General features: G+C 71.8%; 14 protein-coding genes. 9 read left to right on the forward strand and 5 right to left on the reverse strand.

Annotated elements, in window-relative coordinates; all coding sequences use genetic code 11:
- Positions 1 to 59: 59 nt before the first annotated feature.
- Together ACEZDE_RS17340 and ACEZDE_RS17345 are read right to left on the reverse strand one after the other, a co-directional pair.
- On the reverse strand, positions 60 to 1,244 hold the full coding sequence (locus ACEZDE_RS17340; RefSeq protein WP_380537186.1) for a cytochrome P450: 1,185 nt from the start codon (positions 1,242 to 1,244) through the stop codon (positions 60 to 62).
- Positions 1,234 to 1,983 (reverse strand): tRNA-dependent cyclodipeptide synthase, encoded by a 750-nt coding sequence (locus ACEZDE_RS17345; RefSeq protein WP_380537187.1) that lies wholly within the window; start codon positions 1,981 to 1,983, stop codon positions 1,234 to 1,236. The genes ACEZDE_RS17340 and ACEZDE_RS17345 overlap by 11 nt, the downstream gene beginning before the upstream one ends.
- Positions 1,984 to 2,269: 286 nt before the next feature.
- On the opposite strand from ACEZDE_RS17345, the gene ACEZDE_RS17350 reads away from it, so the two are divergent.
- The gene (locus ACEZDE_RS17350; protein WP_380537188.1) at positions 2,270 to 3,535 is read left to right on the forward strand and encodes a hypothetical protein; all 1,266 of its coding nucleotides are present in this window, start codon (positions 2,270 to 2,272) and stop codon (positions 3,533 to 3,535) included.
- A gap of 85 nt (positions 3,536 to 3,620) precedes the next feature.
- A complete protein-coding gene (locus ACEZDE_RS17355; protein WP_380537189.1) occupies positions 3,621 to 3,806 on the forward strand; it encodes an antitoxin in 186 nt (61 codons plus the stop codon).
- Between the two features lie 70 nt (positions 3,807 to 3,876).
- On the opposite strand, the gene ACEZDE_RS17360 is transcribed toward ACEZDE_RS17355, so the two are convergent.
- Positions 3,877 to 5,907: a SpoIIE family protein phosphatase gene (locus tag ACEZDE_RS17360; protein ID WP_380537190.1), complete on the reverse strand. Its 2,031-nt coding sequence runs from the start codon at positions 5,905 to 5,907 to the stop codon at positions 3,877 to 3,879.
- Between the two features lie 163 nt (positions 5,908 to 6,070).
- Here ACEZDE_RS17360 and ACEZDE_RS17365 point away from each other — a divergent pair, with 163 nt between their 5' ends.
- Entirely contained in the window at positions 6,071 to 6,490 is a 420-nt protein-coding gene (locus ACEZDE_RS17365; protein ID WP_380537191.1) for a cupredoxin domain-containing protein, read from the forward strand.
- A gap of 139 nt (positions 6,491 to 6,629) precedes the next feature.
- The gene (locus tag ACEZDE_RS17370; protein WP_380537192.1) at positions 6,630 to 7,361 is read left to right on the forward strand and encodes an MIP family channel protein; all 732 of its coding nucleotides are present in this window, start codon (positions 6,630 to 6,632) and stop codon (positions 7,359 to 7,361) included.
- Positions 7,362 to 7,429: 68 nt separating this feature from the next.
- Here the strand turns inward: ACEZDE_RS17370 and ACEZDE_RS17375 are convergent, their stop codons facing one another.
- The gene (locus tag ACEZDE_RS17375; protein WP_380537193.1) at positions 7,430 to 9,412 is read right to left on the reverse strand and encodes an APC family permease; all 1,983 of its coding nucleotides are present in this window, start codon (positions 9,410 to 9,412) and stop codon (positions 7,430 to 7,432) included.
- A 171-nt stretch (positions 9,413 to 9,583) separates the two neighbouring features.
- Between ACEZDE_RS17375 and ACEZDE_RS17380 the strand changes: the two genes are divergently transcribed.
- Entirely contained in the window at positions 9,584 to 10,681 is a 1,098-nt protein-coding gene (locus tag ACEZDE_RS17380; protein WP_380537194.1) for a calcium:proton antiporter, read from the forward strand.
- On the opposite strand, the gene ACEZDE_RS17385 is transcribed toward ACEZDE_RS17380, so the two are convergent.
- A complete protein-coding gene (locus ACEZDE_RS17385; RefSeq protein WP_380537195.1) occupies positions 10,671 to 11,645 on the reverse strand; it encodes a helix-turn-helix transcriptional regulator in 975 nt (324 codons plus the stop codon). The genes ACEZDE_RS17380 and ACEZDE_RS17385 overlap by 11 nt on opposite strands.
- A 63-nt stretch (positions 11,646 to 11,708) precedes the next feature.
- On the opposite strand from ACEZDE_RS17385, the gene ACEZDE_RS17390 reads away from it, so the two are divergent.
- The 4 genes from ACEZDE_RS17390 (at position 11,709) to ACEZDE_RS17405 (ending at position 16,645) form a co-directional block, all read left to right on the forward strand.
- Positions 11,709 to 12,860, forward strand: coding sequence for an epoxide hydrolase family protein (locus ACEZDE_RS17390; protein WP_380537196.1), 1,152 nt, complete (start codon positions 11,709 to 11,711; stop codon positions 12,858 to 12,860).
- 40 nt (positions 12,861 to 12,900) lie between these two features.
- Complete coding sequence (locus ACEZDE_RS17395; protein ID WP_380537197.1) at positions 12,901 to 13,533, forward strand: alpha-ketoglutarate-dependent dioxygenase AlkB; 633 nt, start codon at positions 12,901 to 12,903, stop codon at positions 13,531 to 13,533.
- A gap of 619 nt (positions 13,534 to 14,152) precedes the next feature.
- Positions 14,153 to 14,587, forward strand: coding sequence for a hypothetical protein (locus tag ACEZDE_RS17400; RefSeq protein WP_380537198.1), 435 nt, complete (start codon positions 14,153 to 14,155; stop codon positions 14,585 to 14,587).
- A gap of 33 nt (positions 14,588 to 14,620) precedes the next feature.
- A complete protein-coding gene (locus ACEZDE_RS17405) occupies positions 14,621 to 16,645 on the forward strand; it encodes an SPFH domain-containing protein (RefSeq protein ID WP_380537199.1) in 2,025 nt (674 codons plus the stop codon).
- Positions 16,646 to 16,655 lie beyond the last annotated feature (10 nt).

Below are 16,655 nucleotides of genomic sequence, written 5' to 3' on the forward strand. Positions count from 1 at the left end.
CCGAGTGACCAGTCTTGCCGCACCGGGGCCAGAAAACGAGCCTGCTGCGGCAGGGTGGCTCACCACAGCATCGGAAGCCGCTCCGGCATCCGCTTCATGAACCCGGTGCGCCACACCAACTGCTCGATCGGGACCGCGAGTCGCAGCTCGGGCAGCCGGTCGAGCAGGGTCTCCAGGGCGATCTCGGCGTGCCGCTTGCCCAGCGCGGTGGCGGGGCAGTAGTGCCGGCCGCCGCCGAAGGAGAGGTGCGCGGTGCTGTTGGCGCGGCCGATGTCCATCCGCTCCGGGTCGGTGAACACCTCCGGGTCGGTGTTGGCGCCCTCGACCAGCACCAGCACCAGTTCGCCCGCCCGGACCAGGACGTCGCCGAGGAGGACGTCCTCCAGCGCCAGCCGGGGCAGCCCGTCGCCGATCGACAGGTTGATCCGCAGCAGCTCGTCCACCGCGGCCGGGACGCGGGACGGGTCGGCGCGCAGCTCGGCCCACGCCTCCGGGTGCTGGATCAGCGAGACCACGGCCATGGTCAGGAACGCCGAGGTGGAGATCACCCCGGCGCCGAACATGGTCACCCCGACGGTGGCCAGCATCTCGTCGGTGAGGTGGGCGTAGTCGGGGTCGCCGCGCAGCGCCGCGATCTCGGCCATCAGCCCGGTGGTGGCCGGGTCGTCGAGCCGCTCGACCATGTAGGCCATGTCGCGGTCCCAGTTCAGCCGGGCGCCGGTGACCGGGCAGGCCGAGTTCATGAACGCGAGGTCCAGGCTGGGTGCCAGCCGGGCGGCGTCCGCCTGCGGGATGCCGAGGATGCGGCAGTGCAGCGCTTCCGCGTAGGGGTTGGCGAAGCCGGCCCGCAGGTCCGCCGGCGCCCCTTGCGCCAGCAGCCCTTCGACCAGTTCGGACGCGTACGAGCGCATCCACGGGACCAGGCCGTCGGCCTTGGGGTTGATCGCCCGGAGCACCGCCTTGCGCAGCCCGGCCCCGGTGATGTTGCCCATGTTGTTGACCACCTCGGGCGGGATGGTCAGCGCGTACTGCCGGGGCGCGCCCGGCGCCGAGGTGTCCTTGAGGCTGAACCGGCTGTCCTCCAGCACCTGGGTGCACAGCGCGTGCGAGGAGACCAGCCAGGCCTCGTCCCCGGCGATGGTCCGCACCCGCTTGACCGGCTCCCGGCGCAGTCCGGCGATCTCCTCCGGCAGCCGGTCCCCGCGCCAGGAGAACGGGAAGGCGGTGAGGGTGTCAACGGACATCGGGGTCTCCTTCGACGGGGGTCACCACGGCGTGGCCCTGGTTGCGGGAGGCGCGCAGCCCTGACCCGCGTGAGTAGAGCAGCTCGGCCATCGGCAGCAGCTGGTGGTAGCAGTTCAGCGAGGAGGGCACCTCCAGGATGGCCGGGGTGTCCAGGAACAGCGGGGCCTCCGCGCAGACGTACTCCAGGCAGACCGCGCGCTGCCGCTCGGTGCCTGCCTTCCCGTCCAGGACCTTGGCGGAGAGGAAGGAGTCGACCAGCGCCCGGCAGGCGCCGAGGAACTCCTGGTCGGTGTCCAGCAGGCTCCGCAGGTGCCGGTGGATCCGCTGGTAGGCCGGGTTGCCGGTGAACTCCGACATCGGGTGGGCGGCGAGCCGCCCGCCGCCGCCGACCGCCTCGACCGCGGCGGTCACCTTGGCCCGGACGCCGCGCAGGTTCTTGACCGCCTTGCGCCGGGCGTCGTCGGCGCTGTAGCCGAAGGCCTGGTACATCTCGGCGACGTGCAGGTCGGTGTAGACGAAGTCGACCCGGTCGAAGTGCCGGACGCCCCAGTGGGCGAGGTCGGTCAGGCGCTGGGCCGAGAAGTAGCTGTTGCCGGGGGAGACGCCGATCACGGCGTGGTCGCCCTCGGCGTGGATCACCCGGCAGTGCGGGGTGTAGGGCCGGACCTCGAAGACTTCGGCCGTCGTGGCGGCCGGCGGGCAGGACTGAATCCCTAAGATTTCGGTCGCTGTCGTCAACAGGAGAGCGTCCTTCGGGCCGCCGCGAGTCCCTGAGGAGCCCTGTGCTCCCGGTGTGGCGACGACACGAGCAGTCAACGGGCATGCGCGGACGGTGTCAACGTCCGGCCCCGGCCGCCCGGCGGCCCGCGCCACCTTTCGTACAAGAGCCGCTCCGGCCAGGGGGGTTCCGTTCCCGCGGCCACGCCCACGAACGGACGAATAGCGGTCAGCGCTCGATGCTTCGTGCTCGGATGATTATCACATCTGAGTCATCTTCAGATAAAAGAACAACAGAGAGGATCCCGTGGACCACCGCATCGTAGGCACGCGTCCGACCTCGCGCAGACTCCTTCGCGCCACCGCGGCCGTCGCAGCGGCCTGTGCCGCCGTCGTGGCGCAACTGGCCCTGGCCACCGGCTCCGGAGCCGCGGCCCCGGACCGGGTCGGACCCGTGCACGCCCAGCACCGGGCCGTCGGCGACACCGGCCAGCACCCCATCCCGATGACCACCCGCTACCACGCGGTGATGCACGGCTCGATCACCCGCATCGGCAACACGCTGATGACCTGCGACGAGAAGAAGGCACCGCTGAAGAAGGGCGTTGCCTCCTGCCTGGACGCCCGCAAGGGCGTGGGCCAGGGCATCTACAACAACAACTACATGATGAAGTACATCAACCAGTACCCCGGCAAGTTCCCGCTGCCGCCGTCCGAGGGCGGCGGCTTCGAGACGCTGTACTCCTCCAGCGGCGCGCAGCTCAACCTGCTGCCCGGCTCCACGGTGAAGTACGCCCGGCTGTACTGGGGCGGTACCCGCGGCCTCGGCAAGACCATCCTGCCGCTGTCGCAGGTCGACGGGGTGCTGTTCAAGACCCCCGACGGCAAGGAGTACCACGAGGTCAACACCGACCCCTCGTACAAGGACCTCGGCTACATGACCGGGGTCGGCGAGGGCGACGCCATGGAGCACGGCTACCAGGCCTCGGCCGACGTCACCGACCTGGTCAAGTCGTCCGGCAACGGCAACTACATCGTCGCCGACATGGACTCGGTGGTGGCCGACCACAGCTGGGGCGGCTGGTCCCTGGTGGTGGCGTACGAGAACTGCGACAAGCCGCTGCGCAACATCCAGCTGTCGGACGGCTTCCAGATCGAGCTGCCGAACGCCGCGCCGCTCAACTCGAAGATCACCGGCATCAAGGTCCCCAAGACCGGCCAGATCGCCGCCAACCTGGGCTTCCTCGCCTACGACGGCGACCGCACCTACACCGGCGACACCGTCACGGTGCAGTCCACCCACGGTCCGCGCACCGTGCTGTCCACCCCGGACAAGCCGGCCAACGACTTCATGAACTCCACCATCAGCGAGTCCATCCCCAGCGACCAGTTCGTCCGGACCCCGAACTACGTCAACCAGCTGGGCTACGACTCGGACCGGATCGACATCTCCAAGCTGCTGCGCCCCGGCGACACCAGCCTGAACTTCACCTTCGCCACCCAGAAGGACGGCTACCAGGTCGGCGCGATCTTCTCCTGGGTCAACCTCGAACCCGGCAGCAGCAACACCTGAGCCTGCCGGGCGGACGCGTCCAAGATGCGGGACCGGGCGGTTGCGCGGATTCTGGAAGGGCCTGACCCGAAATCGAGGAGGACGTATGTCCGTGATCGACAAGCTCAAGGGAATGCTGAAGGGCCATGAAGCACAGGCCCACCAGGCGGTGGACAAGGCGGGTGACATGTTCGACTCCAAGACCGGAGGCAAGTACGCCTCCCAGGTCGACAAGGCCCAGGAGCAGATCAAGAAGCAGATCAACACCGATCCCCCCACCGGCCAGCCCTGAGCACGGCCGTACGTTCGCCAGCGGGTGACCCCGGCCGCCGGTCCTGGACTTCCAGGGCCGGCGGCCTCGGTCATGCCGGGGGCGGGTCCGCCGGGTGCGGCCGGAAGGCGAGCACGGCGATGTCGTCCCGGCCGTCGGGCAGGTGCACCAGCAGGTCGGTGCACAGGTCGGCGACCGGCAGGCCGCGTCCCGCCGCCGCCTCCCCGGCCAGCCGCTCCAGGCCCTGGGCCAGGTGCTCGCCGGGGATCTCCACCAGCCCGTCGGTGAACAGCAGCAGGGTGTCCCCGGGCCCGATCCGGTGCCGGTGGGTGGTCCGCTTCCCGCTCGGGTCGACGCACAGCGGCAGGTCGGCCTCGCCGTCGCCGAGCAGCAGCGGAGGCCCCTCGACCGGCAGCAGCAGCGGCGGCGGGTGCCCGGCGTTCGACCAGCTCAGCGCCCAGCCGCCGGATTCCGGCACCAGGTGCAGCTGGATCGCGGTGGCGAAGTCGGCGACGTCCAGGCCGGTGGCGGCGACGTCCAGCTCGGACAGGATCTCGGCCGGGGTGTGCCGGTCGGCGTGGCTGTAGGCGATGCCGCGGAGCATGCTGCGCAGCTGGCCCATCCCGGTGGCGGCGGCCAGGTCGTGCCCGGCCACGTCGCCGATGGTCAGCGCGAGCGACCGGTCCGGCAGCAGGAAGGCGTCGTACCAGTCCCCGCCGACCTCGGCGGTGCGGCTGCTCGGCTGGTAGCGGGCGGCGAGGTCGGCCCCGGGCACGTCCGGGGTGCTGGCCAGCAGCGCGCGCTGGAGCGACAGCGCGACCTGGCGGGCCCGCTGCAGCTCCAGCGACTGGCTCAGCGGCACCTGCGCCAGTTGCAGCACCTCGTGCAGCAGCGTGATGTACGCCTGGTCCGGGCGCGGTCGGGTCTCGCAGACGGCCGCCGCCGCCAGCGCCACCACCCGGCCGTCGATCACGATCGGCACCAGGGTGAGCGCGGTGGCCTGGGTCCGGCCGAGCCAGCCGGCCGAGACGGTGGGGACCACGCTGTGCGGCGGCGACTCCGGCTCGAAGGCCAGCAGCATCGGGGTGCGCCGGCCGACGGTCTGCAGCGCCTGCGGCCCCAGCAGGTACTCCTGACGCAGCATCGGCGGCAGCGGCGGCAGTCCCGGACGGGTGACCGCGGCGACCCGGGTGGCGGTGACCCGGCCGCCGATGCCCTTGCCGGGGTTGGTGATCAGGAAGATCGCACAGGCGTCGGCCAGGTCGGGGACGACCACGGCGGCCATCGCGGCGAAGGCGTCGTCCATCCGCGAGGTGCTGGTGACGGCGACGGCGCGGGCCAGCAGGTCCTCGCGCAGCCGGCTGCGCCAGCGGTCCTCGATGTCGGCGGTGGCGCCGACCCACTCCACCGGCTGGCCCTCGTGCATCACCGGCACGGCCCGGCTCTCCACATGGCGGTACTCGCCGTTCGCGGCGCGGATCCGGAACACGGCCTCGAACATCTCCTCGGCCGCGGTGGCCCGCTCCCAGGCCTCGACCAGGTGGTCCGCGTCCTGCGGGTGCACCACGTCCAGCCAGCCCCGGTCCATCGAGGTGCTCCAGGGCTGCCCGGTGAACCGCTCCCAGCCCGGCACCAGCTCGCTCATCGTCCCGTCCGGCCTGGCCACCCACACCATCTGCGAGACCGCGGAGACCAGCGCCTGGTAGCGGCGCAGCGTCTGCAGCCGCTGTTCCGAGAGCAGCTCGGCCCGCCGGGTGGCGCTGATCTCGGCGGTGGCGTCGATCAGCGCGACCAGGACGCCGCGGCCGTACCGGGAGTGCACCGGCGAGGCGCTGTAGAGGAGGTGGCGCTCGTCCTGCTCGCCGAGCCGCTTCGCCGCGTGCGGGGCGGTCGCCTGGCGGGCCCGGCCGTCCGTGTAGACCTGGTCGAGCAGGTCGAAGAAGGCGTCGGACTCCTCGTCCGCGAAGGCCTCCCGGACCGGGACGCCGAGCGGGCGGTCGCCGAAGAGGCGGCGGAACGCCTCGTTGAGGTAGGCCAGGCGCTGCTCAGGTCCGACCGTGAGCGCGATCATGACCACCGCCTGGTCGAAGACCTCGGGGGCGAGCTCCGGGTCACGCGGCATGCCCTCAGGATGCCCGAGCCGGTGCCCGGCCGCTCATCGGGCACGACCGTGCGGGGCGGCGGCGGGCGACGGCGGGCGGCGGGCCGGTCGAGTTGCGGAGCGGGGGGAGCGGGGATCGACTGGCGGGACATCCTGTCCGAATCCGAGGAATCCGAGGCCGTCCGTGTTCCGATCCCGTCGCCTTCTCCCGCTGCTGCTCGGCCTGCTCCTGCTGCCGCTGTCCGCGTGCTCCAGCGGGGGCAGCACCAGCAACCAGCTCAGCACGACGGTGACCTCGGCCGCCAGCAGCGCCGCCGCCGCGGTGAGCAGCGCCGCCACCGCCACCGGGTCGGGAACGGAGGTGGTGATCCACAACTTCGCGTTCGCCCCGGACGCCCTGACCGTCAAGCCCGGCCAGAAGCTGACCGTGGTCAACAAGGACTCCACCGCGCACACGCTCACCGCGACCGGGAACAAGGCCTTCGACACCGGCACCATCGCCCCGGGCGCCACCGCCACCTTCACCGCGCCGAGCACGCCCGGGAGTTACCCCTACATCTGCACCATCCACCAGTTCATGCACGGCACCCTCACCGTGAAGTAGGCCCCGGCGGCGCCCCGGGGGCCCGCGTCCCTAATGGAGCAGCCCGGCGTGCGCCCCCGCGGACCCGGGTCCAGCGTGGGAAAGCGGTGGCAGGCGCGGGTCGTCAGCCGCCCAACGACCCGCGACGGAAGGAAAGGCCATGGAGGACGTAGACAGGCGCGCGGTGATCAGCGAGTTCCTGGGAACGCTGCTGCTGGTCCTGTTCGGAGTGGGGGCCGCGGTGCTCGCGGGCACCTGGATCGGTGACCTGGGCGTCGCCCTGGCCTTCGGATTCGTCCTGCTGGCCCTCGCCTACTCACTGGGGCCGATCTCCGGCTGCCACGTGAACCCGGCGGTGACCCTGGGCTTCCTGGTGGCCAAGCGGATCACCGTGCAGACCGCCGTCGGCTACTGGGTGGCGCAGTTCCTGGGCGGCATCGCCGGCGCCGCGCTGGTGTTCCTGATGGCCAAGCAGATCCCGGGCCTGGTCACCCACGGGAAGATGGGCAGCAACGGCTGGGGCAGCCGCTCCCAGACCCACATCAACCTGGGCGGCGCGTTCCTGGCCGAGGTGCTGCTGACCTTCCTGCTGGTGTTCGTGGTGCTCGCGGTGACCCACCGGATCGCGGTGACCGGCTTCGACGGACTGCCGATCGGCATCGCGCTGGCCGTCATCCACCTGGTCGGCATCCCGCTCACCGGCACCAGCGTCAACCCGGCCCGGAGCCTCGGCCCGGCCATCTTCGCCGGCGGCCCGGCGATGTCGCAGGTCTGGCTGTTCATCGTGGCCCCGCTGGTCGGCGGCGTGGTCGCGGCCGGGGCGCACCTGTTCACCCACCCGCAGCCGAACGTGCTGGCCGACGACACGGTCGTGGTGCGCGAGGCGCGCTGATCCCTCCACCCCGTCCGGGCCCGGCAGCCGCGCAGGCTGCCGGGCCCGGACGCGTGCCGGGGCGGGCGTCAGCGGCCCGCGTGGGTGAGCCGCACCCCGGCCGCCTCCGCCTCCTCCAGCTCCTCGTGCGCCTCGACCACGTCGAACGGCACGATGGTCGCCACCACGTTGGGCAGCTTCCCGACCGCGCGGGCGATGTGGTCGGCGGTCCGGCGGTGCAGCAGCCGGCCGAGGATCGGCGAGTAATTGCGCTCCGGGATCAGCAGGGTGATCTGGCTGCGCTGCTCCGAGGTGCTGCGGTGGATCAGCTCCAGCAGCGAGCGGGTGATCCTGCGGTCCGGGCACTGGACGATCTCCAGCGGCAGGTCGCCCACCTCGGCGTCGGTCCACTGCGCGGCCAGCTTCTCGGCCTCCCGGCTGTCGATCATGAAGTGCACCGCGCGGATCTCCTGCGGGCGCATCGAGCGGGCGTAGCGGATCGCCTTGAGCGCGGCCAGGTCGACCCGGTCCACCAGGATGTACATCACCTGGCGGCGGTGGCGCGGGCTGGTGGTGTCGGCCGGGGCGGCGGCCAGGGCCGCGGCCTCCTCGCGGTAGCGGCGGTTGACCCGGATCAGCGCCCAGACCCCGATCGGGAAGAGCACCACCACCAGCCAGGCGCCCTCGGTGAACTTGGTGACCGCGAAGGTCAGCACGATGCCCAGGGAGACCGTCGCCGCCAGCGCGTTGATCACCAGCTTGGCGGTGCGACCCCGCTCGCGCCGGGTCCAGTGGTGCTTGACCAGGCCGGTCCCGGCCATGAAGAAGCCGGTGAAGACGCCGATCGCGTACAGCCCGAGCAGGCTGTCCAGCTTGGCGTCGGTGCCGATCAGCAGCGCGGCCGAGACACCGGTCAGGGTGAGGATGCCGGACGAGAAGGCCAGCCGGTGCCCGCGCCGGGTCAGCTGCCGCGGCAGGAACGAGTCCTCGGCCACGAAGCTGGCCAGGAACGGGAAGCCGTTGAACGAGGTGTTGGCGCCGGTGTAGAGGATCAGCGCGGTGGCCAGCTGCAGGAAGACCAGCCCGGCCTGGCCGAACCAGCTGCTGCCGAAGACCAGGTTGGCCTCCTGGGACAGCACGCTGGGGTTGCCGGTGCTGAACGGGATGGAGTGGGTCAGGTAGGCAAGACCGGACACCCCGAGCACCAGGGTGCCCAGCGTGACCGACATCGCCACCAGGGTCTTCCTGGCGTTCGGCCCCTGCGGGTTGCGGAACGCGCTGACCCCGTTGGAGATCGCCTCCAGGCCGGTCAGCGAGGTGCCGCCGTTGGCGAAGGCCTTCAGCACCAGGAACACCGAGGCGCCCATCAGCAGGCTGCTGTGGTCGCCCGCGCCGCCCAGCGCCAGCGCGCCGCCGGCGTGCACGTTCGCGTGCGGCAGGTCGCCCAGCAGCAGCCGGATGCCGGAGACCACGAACAGCAGCGCCATGCCGGCCATGAACAGGTACGCGGGCGCGGCGAACGCCTTGCCCGCCTCGCGGATGCCGCGCAGGTTGCCCCAGCACAGCAGCGCCACCACGGCCAGCGAGATCGGCAGCTGGTAGGAGTCCACCCAGTTGTAGGCGTCGCCGCCGAGCAGGTGCACCAGCGACAGCAGCGCGGTGGTGCCCGCGGCGGTCTGCACCGCCACCGTGACGATGTAGTCGATCAGCAGCGCCACCGCGGCGACCTGGGCCACGTTGGGCCCGAAGTTCTCCCGGGCGACGACGTAGGAGCCGCCGGCCCGGGTGTAGGCCGTCACCACGTCCCGGTAGGAGAGCGTGAGCAGGGTCAGCACGCAGAGGATGGCCAGGGTGACCGGCAGCAGCAGGGTGAACGCGGCGATGCCGATCACCGGGATCAGGATCGTCAGCATCGCCTCGGACCCGTAGGCCGAGGAGGAGATGCAGTCGGAGGCGAGGACGCCGAGGGCGACCGGGTTGGAGAGCTTCTCGTGGCTCAGCTGCTCGGTGACCAGGGGTTTGCCGAGCAGGCGCTTCTTCACCCGGTAGCCCAGGGTTTCCGGCAGTTCCATGACGAGTCCGATCCGCAGGGGGCGGCGCCGCTGCGCCTGAGAGCCATGGTGGCTCCCCACGTCCTACGATTAATCGGACAAATAGGGCCAGTGCTAAGGAATCGTCATGGATCTTAGCGACTCCCTAACGCCTTGCCGGGAGTGCCGGGGCGGCTGTGCCAGGGTGATCACATGTCAGAAGCCCCGCGCCGCCGCTCCCCGCTGCTGTCCTGGACGGTGGTCGCGCCGACGGTCGCGCTGGTGGTGCTGGGGCTGACCTTCGGACGGCACGTCGGGCCCTGGGTGGCCGGGGTGGTGGCGGTGGTGCTGATCGCGGCGGTGCTGGCCGCGGTGCACCACGCCGAGGTGGTGGCGCACCGGGTCGGCGAGCCGTTCGGGTCGCTGGTGCTCGCGGTCGCGGTGACGGTGATCGAGGTGGCGCTGATCGTCACCCTGATGGTCTCCGGCGACTCCGGGACCGCCTCGCTGGCCAGGGACACCGTCTTCGCCGCCGTGATGATCACCACCAACGGCATCGTCGGGATCTCGCTGCTGCTCGGGTCGATCCGGCACGGCGTCGCGCTGTTCAACCCGGAGGGCAGCGGGGCCGCGCTGGCGACGGTGGCCACCCTCAGCGCGCTGGCGCTGGTGCTGCCGACCTTCACCACCAGCGCCAAGGGGCCGCGCTTCTCCGGCAGCCAGCTCACCTTCGCGGCGCTGGCCTCGCTGGCGCTCTACACGATGTTCGTGCTGATGCAGACCGGGCGGCACCGCGACTTCTTCCTGCCGGTCGAGGGCGGCCCCGCCGGTGAGGAGCACGCGCCGCCCGCCTCCACCTCGGCCGCCCTGGTCAGCCTGGGCTTGCTGATGGTGGCGCTGATCGACGTGGTCGGCCTGGCCAAGGTGGAGTCGCACACCATCGAGGACGTGGTCCACTCGGTCGGCGCCCCGCCCTCCTTCGTCGGCGTGGTGATCGCGCTGCTGGTGCTCGCCCCGGAGACGCTGGCCGCGGCCCGCACTGCGCGGCGGCAGCAGATGCAGATCAGCCTGAACCTGGCCTACGGCTCGGCGATGGCCAGCATCGGGCTCACCATCCCGGCCATCGCGGTGGCCTCGATCTGGCTGGACGGGCCGCTGCTGCTGGGGCTCGGCTCCACCCAGCTGGTGCTGCTGGCGCTGACCGTCATGGTCAGCATCCTCACCGTGGTCCCCGGCCGGGCCACCCGGCTGCAGGGCGGGGTGCACCTGGTGCTGCTCGCGGCGTTCGTCTTCCTGGCGATCAACCCGTAGTCGCGGGCGGCGCCGCGCGGCCGTAGCGGAGCGACAGCTCGCGCAGGTGGGCGACCAGCTCCGGAGGGTGGTCCACGTCGAAGTCCAGGCCCAGCATGCCCAGGTAGACGCCCAGCGTCTCCACCGTGTCCGCGCCGGTGTCCAGCACGCAGGTGTCCGGGTCCACCGGCTCCACCGTGCCCACGGCCGGGTTGATCCGGTCGGTCACCTCCTCCGCCGAGGCGTGCACGGTCACCCGGGCCCGGTAGCGCCAGGCCGCCCCGGCCACCTGCCGGGAGACGTACGCGGCGACGTCCCCGTGCGGGAAGTCGCGCGGCTCGAAGCGGGGTCCGGCCGGGAGCCGGGGCTCGATCCGGTCGGCCCGGAAGGTGCGCCAGTCCGCGCGGTCCACGTCCCAGCCGACCAGGTACCAGCGCTGCCCCCAGTTCACCGCCCGGTACGGCTCGACCTCACGGCGGTTCGGCGTCCCGTCGTGTCCGCGGTAGTCGAAGCGCAGCCGCTCCCGGTCCCGGCAGGCGGCGGCCAGCGTGCTCAGCAGCTCGGCGGTGACGGTGGGCCCGGCCTGGTCCACCGGCACCGGGACGGTGTACGCCTGCAGCGCCCCGGCCCGGCGGCGCATCGGGGCCGGCAGCACCTCCTTGAGCTTCGCCAGCGCCTGCAGCAGCGTCTCCTCGGTGCCCGGGACGGCGCCCTGGACGGCGGTGTGCAGCGCGATCACCACCGCGACCGCCTCCTCGACCTCCAGCAGCAGCGGCGGCATCGCGGCCCCCGCGCCCAGCCGGTAGCCCCCGGTCGAGCCCCGGGTCGCGTCCACCGGATAGCCCAATTCGCGCAGTCGGTCGATGTCCTTGCGGACCGTCCGCCCGCTCACCCCGAGCCGTTCGGCCAGCTCGGAGCCGGGCCATTCCCTGGGCGTCTGGAGTAACGAGAGGAGGCGCAGCAGTCGCGCTGAAGTGTCCAACATGGGCTGTCGCCTGTCGTCCTATTAGGAACCAAACCTGCCTATATGCACCCTACAGTCTGAGATATGGAGCACACGAAGAACAGCGCGAGCACCGACGCCAGGATCCACCCGTTCCGGATCGACATCCCGCAGGCAGAGCTGGACGACCTGCGTGACCGCCTGGTCCGGACCCGCTGGGGCAGCCAGGTCCCCGGCACCGGCTGGAGCCGCGGCGTGCCGAACGACTACCTGAAGGGCCTGGCGGACTACTGGGCCGACGGCTTCGACTGGCGCAAGGCCGAGATCGAGCTGAACGAGTACCCGCAGTTCACCACGGAGATCGACGGCCAGAACGTGCACTTCCTGCACGTGCGCTCGGAGAACCCGGACGCCGTGCCGCTGCTGCTGGTGCACGACTGGCCGTGCTCGGTGGTCCAGTTCGCCGAGGTGATCCGGCCGTTGTCGCAGGACTTCCACGTGGTGGTGACCTCCACTCCCGGCACCGGATTCTCCGGCCCGATGCAGGAGGCCGGCTGGAACACCGGTCGCATCGCGGGCGCGTTCGTGGAGCTGATGGACCGGCTCGGCTACGACCGCTACGGCGTCCAGGGCACCGGCGGCGGGGCCTGGATCGCCGCGGACATGGGCCGGCAGGCGCCGGACCGGGTGATCGGCATCCATGTCAACGGCCTGATCACCTTCCCGTCCGGCGACCCGGCCGAGTTCGAGGGTCTGACCGAGGCCGAGCAGGGGCGGCTGGCCCGGCTCGAAGCCTTCCGCGAGGACAAGATGGGCTTCAACGCGATCCAGTCCACCCGCCCGCACACCGTCGCCTTCGGGCTGAACGACTCTCCGGTCGGCCAGGCCGCCTGGATCGCCGAGAAGTTCAAGGAGTGGACCGACGAGACCGCGGACCTGCCGGAGGACGCGGTCGGCCGGGACCGGCTGCTCGCCAACATCAGCGTCTACTGGTTCACCGGCACGGCCGGCTCCTCGGCCAACCTCTACTACGAGTCCGGCCACGACGCGAGCGCGTGGGCGCCCAAGCCGCGCGGCACGGTGCCGACGGGTGTCGCCGTCGCGCTGAGCACCGACGTGGCGATCCGGAAGTTCGCGGAGCGGGACCACAACGTCACCTACTGGAGCGAGCTGGAGCGCGGCGGCAACTTCCTCGCGCTGGAGCAGCCGGAGCTGTTCGTGGCGGATGTGCGGGCCTTCTTCGACACTGTGAAGTAAATTCGAACGAGTATTCGAACTTGGGCGTACCCTGGGACCCATGACGGTGGTGTTCCAGGGTTCGCTGTTTTCCGGTGGGGCCGGTGGTGGGCGTTTCGGCGGGCTGGCGCGGGCGCGGCGGACCGAGTTGGCGGACGGGGCCTGGGTCGAGGTGCTGCGCTGCTGGCTGCCGCGGCCGGACGAGGTGTTCGAACACCTGGCGGAGCACGCGCCGTGGCGCGAGGAGCGGCGCGAGATGTACGAGCGGGTGGTCGGCGTGCCGCGGCTGCTGGCCCACTACAGCGAGGGGGCGGTGCTGCCGCACCCGCTGCTGGGCCGGGCCCGGGAGGCGCTGAGCGCGCACTACGGGCCCGAGTTGGGTGAGCCGTTCCGCACCACCGGGCTCTGCTACTACCGGGACGGCCGGGACAGCGTGGCCTGGCACGGCGACCGGTTCGGGCGCGGGGCGGAGCGGGACACCATGGTCGCCATCGTCTCGGTCGGCGAGCCGCGGGTGCTGGCGCTGAGGCCGCGGGGTGGGGGTGCCGCGGTGGTGCGGCTGGCGTTGGGGCACGGGGATCTGGTGGTGATGGGCGGGTCCTGTCAGCGGACCTGGGACCACGCGGTGCCGAAGACGGCTCGGGCGGTGGGGCCTCGGATCAGTGTGCAGTTCCGGCCGCGGGGGGTGGCCTGAGGTTGGTGGCTTGAAACCGCTGGCCGGAAGGGTTGGTACCGGTTCCGGTGGGTGCCGGGATCCGGATGTTAAGGACGTGTCAAGACTGCCGGGATCATGCAGTGCGGGGCGGGTTCCGGCCCTGCCAGTCTGTCCCTCGGCCAGGTACGGCCGAGAGGGTCCGTGCCGGTCGCTGCAGGGGGCGGAGTGACACGCCGTGGGCGGGTTCGTGGGGGTGGTGACGGGGTTCCCCACCGGGGTGTTCAGCTGCGCGCTCGTGGTGGTCGTCGGGTACTGGGGGTTGGTGCTGGTCGGCGGCGTGGGGGTGCACCACGGGGGCGGTGGCCATGGCGGCGGCGGTCACGGGGGGCACGGGGGTGGTCACGGCCACGGGGACGGCCACGGCCAGGGGGGTGGTCACGGCCACGGGGGTGGCCAGGGGGGTCGTGGCGCCGGCCACGGGGTCCCGGGCCACGGGGGTGCCGCCGGGCAGGGGGTCCAGGGTCACGGGGGTGCCCTGGGGCACGGCGGGCTCGGGGGTGCCGCCGGGCACGGGGGCAGGGGGGACGGGGGCGCGGCTCGACTCCACGGGGGAGGCCGGGCCGGGCACGGGGGGCCGCGGTTGCTGGGGTTCGGCGGGGTGCCGGTGACGGTGGGGGTCTCGCTGCTGGTCGCCCTGTCCTGGTTCTGCTCCCTGCTCGGGGCGGTGCTGCTGGACGGCAGGTTCGGGGGAGCCCTGCTGCCCGCGGCACTCGCGGTCGGCTGGCTGGGGACCCGCCTGCTGGCGTGGCCGCTGCGGCGGCTCACGCCGGACCCCGGCCCGCCGCCGTCCCGGCGCGACTTCGTCGGCCTCGGCTGCGTGATCCGCACCGGCCGGGTCGGCCCGGACTTCGGCCAGGCCGAAGTCCGCTCGGCGGACGGCTCCGCCGCGGTGGTCCAGGTCCGGCAGACCGCCGAGGAGGCGTCCGGGACCGGCCGGGTCCTCACCAAGGGCGCGTTCGCGCTGATCTACGACTACGACGACGAGGGCGAGTTCTTCCGGGTGATCCCGGACCTCCCGGCCCTGTCCAGCTGACTCAAACACATCCAGTCCGGAGAAGGACCAGTCATGTCTGTTGTCACCATCGGAATCGGCGTGCTCGTCGCCGTCCTCCTGCTCATCGGCCTGGGCACGGTGCTGCTCTTCGGCCGCCTGTTCCGCAAGGTGACGCAGGGTCAGGCCCTGATCGTCTCCAAGCCCAAGCGGGTCGACGTGACCTTCACCGGCGCGATGGTGCTGCCGATGATGCACCGCGCCGAGGTGATGGACATCTCGGTGAAGACCATCGAGATCTCCCGCACCGGCCGCGAGGGCATGATCTGCCAGGACAACATCCGGGCCGACATCCAGATCACCTTCTTCGTCCGGGTCAACAAGACCGCCGAGGACGTCATCAAGGTCGCCCAGGCCATCGGCACCGACCGGGCCAGTCACCAGGAGACGATGCAGAACCTGTTCGCCGCCAAGTTCGCCGAGGCGCTGCGCACCGTCGGCAAGCAGCTGGACTTCGTCGACCTCTACACCAAGCGCGAGGAGTTCCGGGACCGGATCATCGGCGCGATCGGCACCGACCTCAACGGCTACCACCTGGAGGACGCGGCGATCGACCACCTGGAGCAGACCCCGCTGGTCCAGCTCGACCCGGCGAACATCCTGGACGCCCAGGGCATCCGCAAGATCACCGAACTCACCGCGCTGGAGCACATCCGCACCAACGACTTCCAGCGCAACGAGGAGAAGGAGATCACCCGGCAGAACGTGGACGCCCGCGAGGCCGTCCTGGAGCTGGAGCGCCGCCGCTCCGAGGCGGAGATCCGGCAGCGCCGCGAGGTCGAGACGCTGCGGGCCAAGGAGGACTCGACCACCTCGCAGGTGCAGGAGGAGGAGCGGCTCAAGGCGCACAGCGCGATGCTGCGCACCGAGGAACTGCTCGGCGTCCAGCGGGAGAACCAGGCCCGGGAGATCGCGGTGGCGGAGAAGAACCGCGAGCGGGTGATCGCCATCGAGACCGAGCGGATCGAGAAGGACCGGCTGCTGGAGGTGGTCAACCGGGAACGCGAGGTCGAGCTGTCCCGGGCCGGGAAGGACAAGCAGCTGGAGGTCGAGCGCCGGGCCGTGGCCGAGGTGGTCCGCGAACGGGTCGCGGTGGACCGGACGGTGGCCGAGCAGGAGGAGGAGATCAAGCGGGTCCGGGTGGTCCAGGAGGCCGAGCGGACCAGGGACGCCGTGGTCATCGCGGCCGAGGCGGAGGCGCAGGAGGCGTTGCTCAAGGACACCAGGGCGGCCGAGGCCGCGGAGAAGTCCGCGCACTTCCACGCCAAGGAGCAGCTGGTGCTGGCCGAGGCGGCGCAGCAGCGGGCCGAGATGGAGGCCTCCGCCGCGATCCGGATCGCCGAGGGCGCGCGGGCCACCGCGGGCGCCGCCGGGCTGGCCGCGGCCGAGGTGTCGGAGCGTCAGGCGCAGGCCGACGCGGTCGGCATCAGGGTCCGGCTCGAAGCCGAGGCCGAGGGGATGCTGCAGAAGGCGCAGGGGGTCGAGAAGGTCGGCATGGCCGAGGCGGCGGTGGCCGAGAGCAAGGCGCTGGCCGACGCCGCGGGGATCAGGGAGCGGCTGCTCGGCGAGGCGGCCGGGCTCAAGGAGAAGGCGGCGGCGATGGCCGCGCTGGACGAGGTGTCGCGCCAGCACGAGGAGTTCCGGCTGCGGCTGGCCGCGGAGAAGGAGATCCGGATGGCCGGTCTCGACGTCCAGCGCCAGGTCGCCGAGGCGCAGGCCTCGGTGCTCGCGGCCGGGCTGGAGAGCGCGACCATCGACATCGTCGGCGGCGACAGCGTGTTCCTGGACCGGATGGTCAACGCGGTGTCCTTCGGCCGGGGCATCGACGGGGCGGTGGAGAGCTCGGACACCCTGAAGGCGCTCGGCGCGGAGTGGCTGAGCGGGCAGAAGAGTTTCACCACCGACGCCACCGAGGTGCTGGCCGCGCTCGGCAAGGGCGGCCCGCTGAACCTGCTGGCGCTGCAGAAGCTGCTGGGCGACGGGGCGGACGCGGCGGTCGCCGCCGTGGTCCCGCCGGTGCTCAACGGCAACGCCCAGTAGCAGTTTCCTG

This window comes from Streptacidiphilus cavernicola (assembly GCF_042510955.1).
In the GTDB taxonomy this organism is placed as follows: Bacteria; Actinomycetota; Actinomycetes; order Streptomycetales; family Streptomycetaceae; genus Streptacidiphilus; species Streptacidiphilus cavernicola.

Coding starts and splice junctions, on each gene's coding strand:
- ACEZDE_RS17390 (WP_380537196.1), top strand. CDS start 11,709: ATGGAGCACACGAAGAACAGCGCGAGCACCGACGCCAGGATCCACCCG.
- ACEZDE_RS17385 (WP_380537195.1), bottom strand. CDS start 11,645: ATGTTGGACACTTCAGCGCGACTGCTGCGCCTCCTCTCGTTACTCCAG.
- ACEZDE_RS17380 (WP_380537194.1), top strand. CDS start 9,584: ATGTCAGAAGCCCCGCGCCGCCGCTCCCCGCTGCTGTCCTGGACGGTG.
- ACEZDE_RS17375 (WP_380537193.1), bottom strand. CDS start 9,412: ATGGAACTGCCGGAAACCCTGGGCTACCGGGTGAAGAAGCGCCTGCTC.
- ACEZDE_RS17370 (WP_380537192.1), top strand. CDS start 6,630: ATGGAGGACGTAGACAGGCGCGCGGTGATCAGCGAGTTCCTGGGAACG.
- ACEZDE_RS17340 (WP_380537186.1), bottom strand. CDS start 1,244: ATGTCCGTTGACACCCTCACCGCCTTCCCGTTCTCCTGGCGCGGGGAC.
- ACEZDE_RS17395 (WP_380537197.1), top strand. CDS start 12,901: ATGACGGTGGTGTTCCAGGGTTCGCTGTTTTCCGGTGGGGCCGGTGGT.
- ACEZDE_RS17360 (WP_380537190.1), bottom strand. CDS start 5,907: ATGCCGCGTGACCCGGAGCTCGCCCCCGAGGTCTTCGACCAGGCGGTG.
- ACEZDE_RS17355 (WP_380537189.1), top strand. CDS start 3,621: ATGTCCGTGATCGACAAGCTCAAGGGAATGCTGAAGGGCCATGAAGCA.
- ACEZDE_RS17405 (WP_380537199.1), top strand. CDS start 14,621: ATGTCTGTTGTCACCATCGGAATCGGCGTGCTCGTCGCCGTCCTCCTG.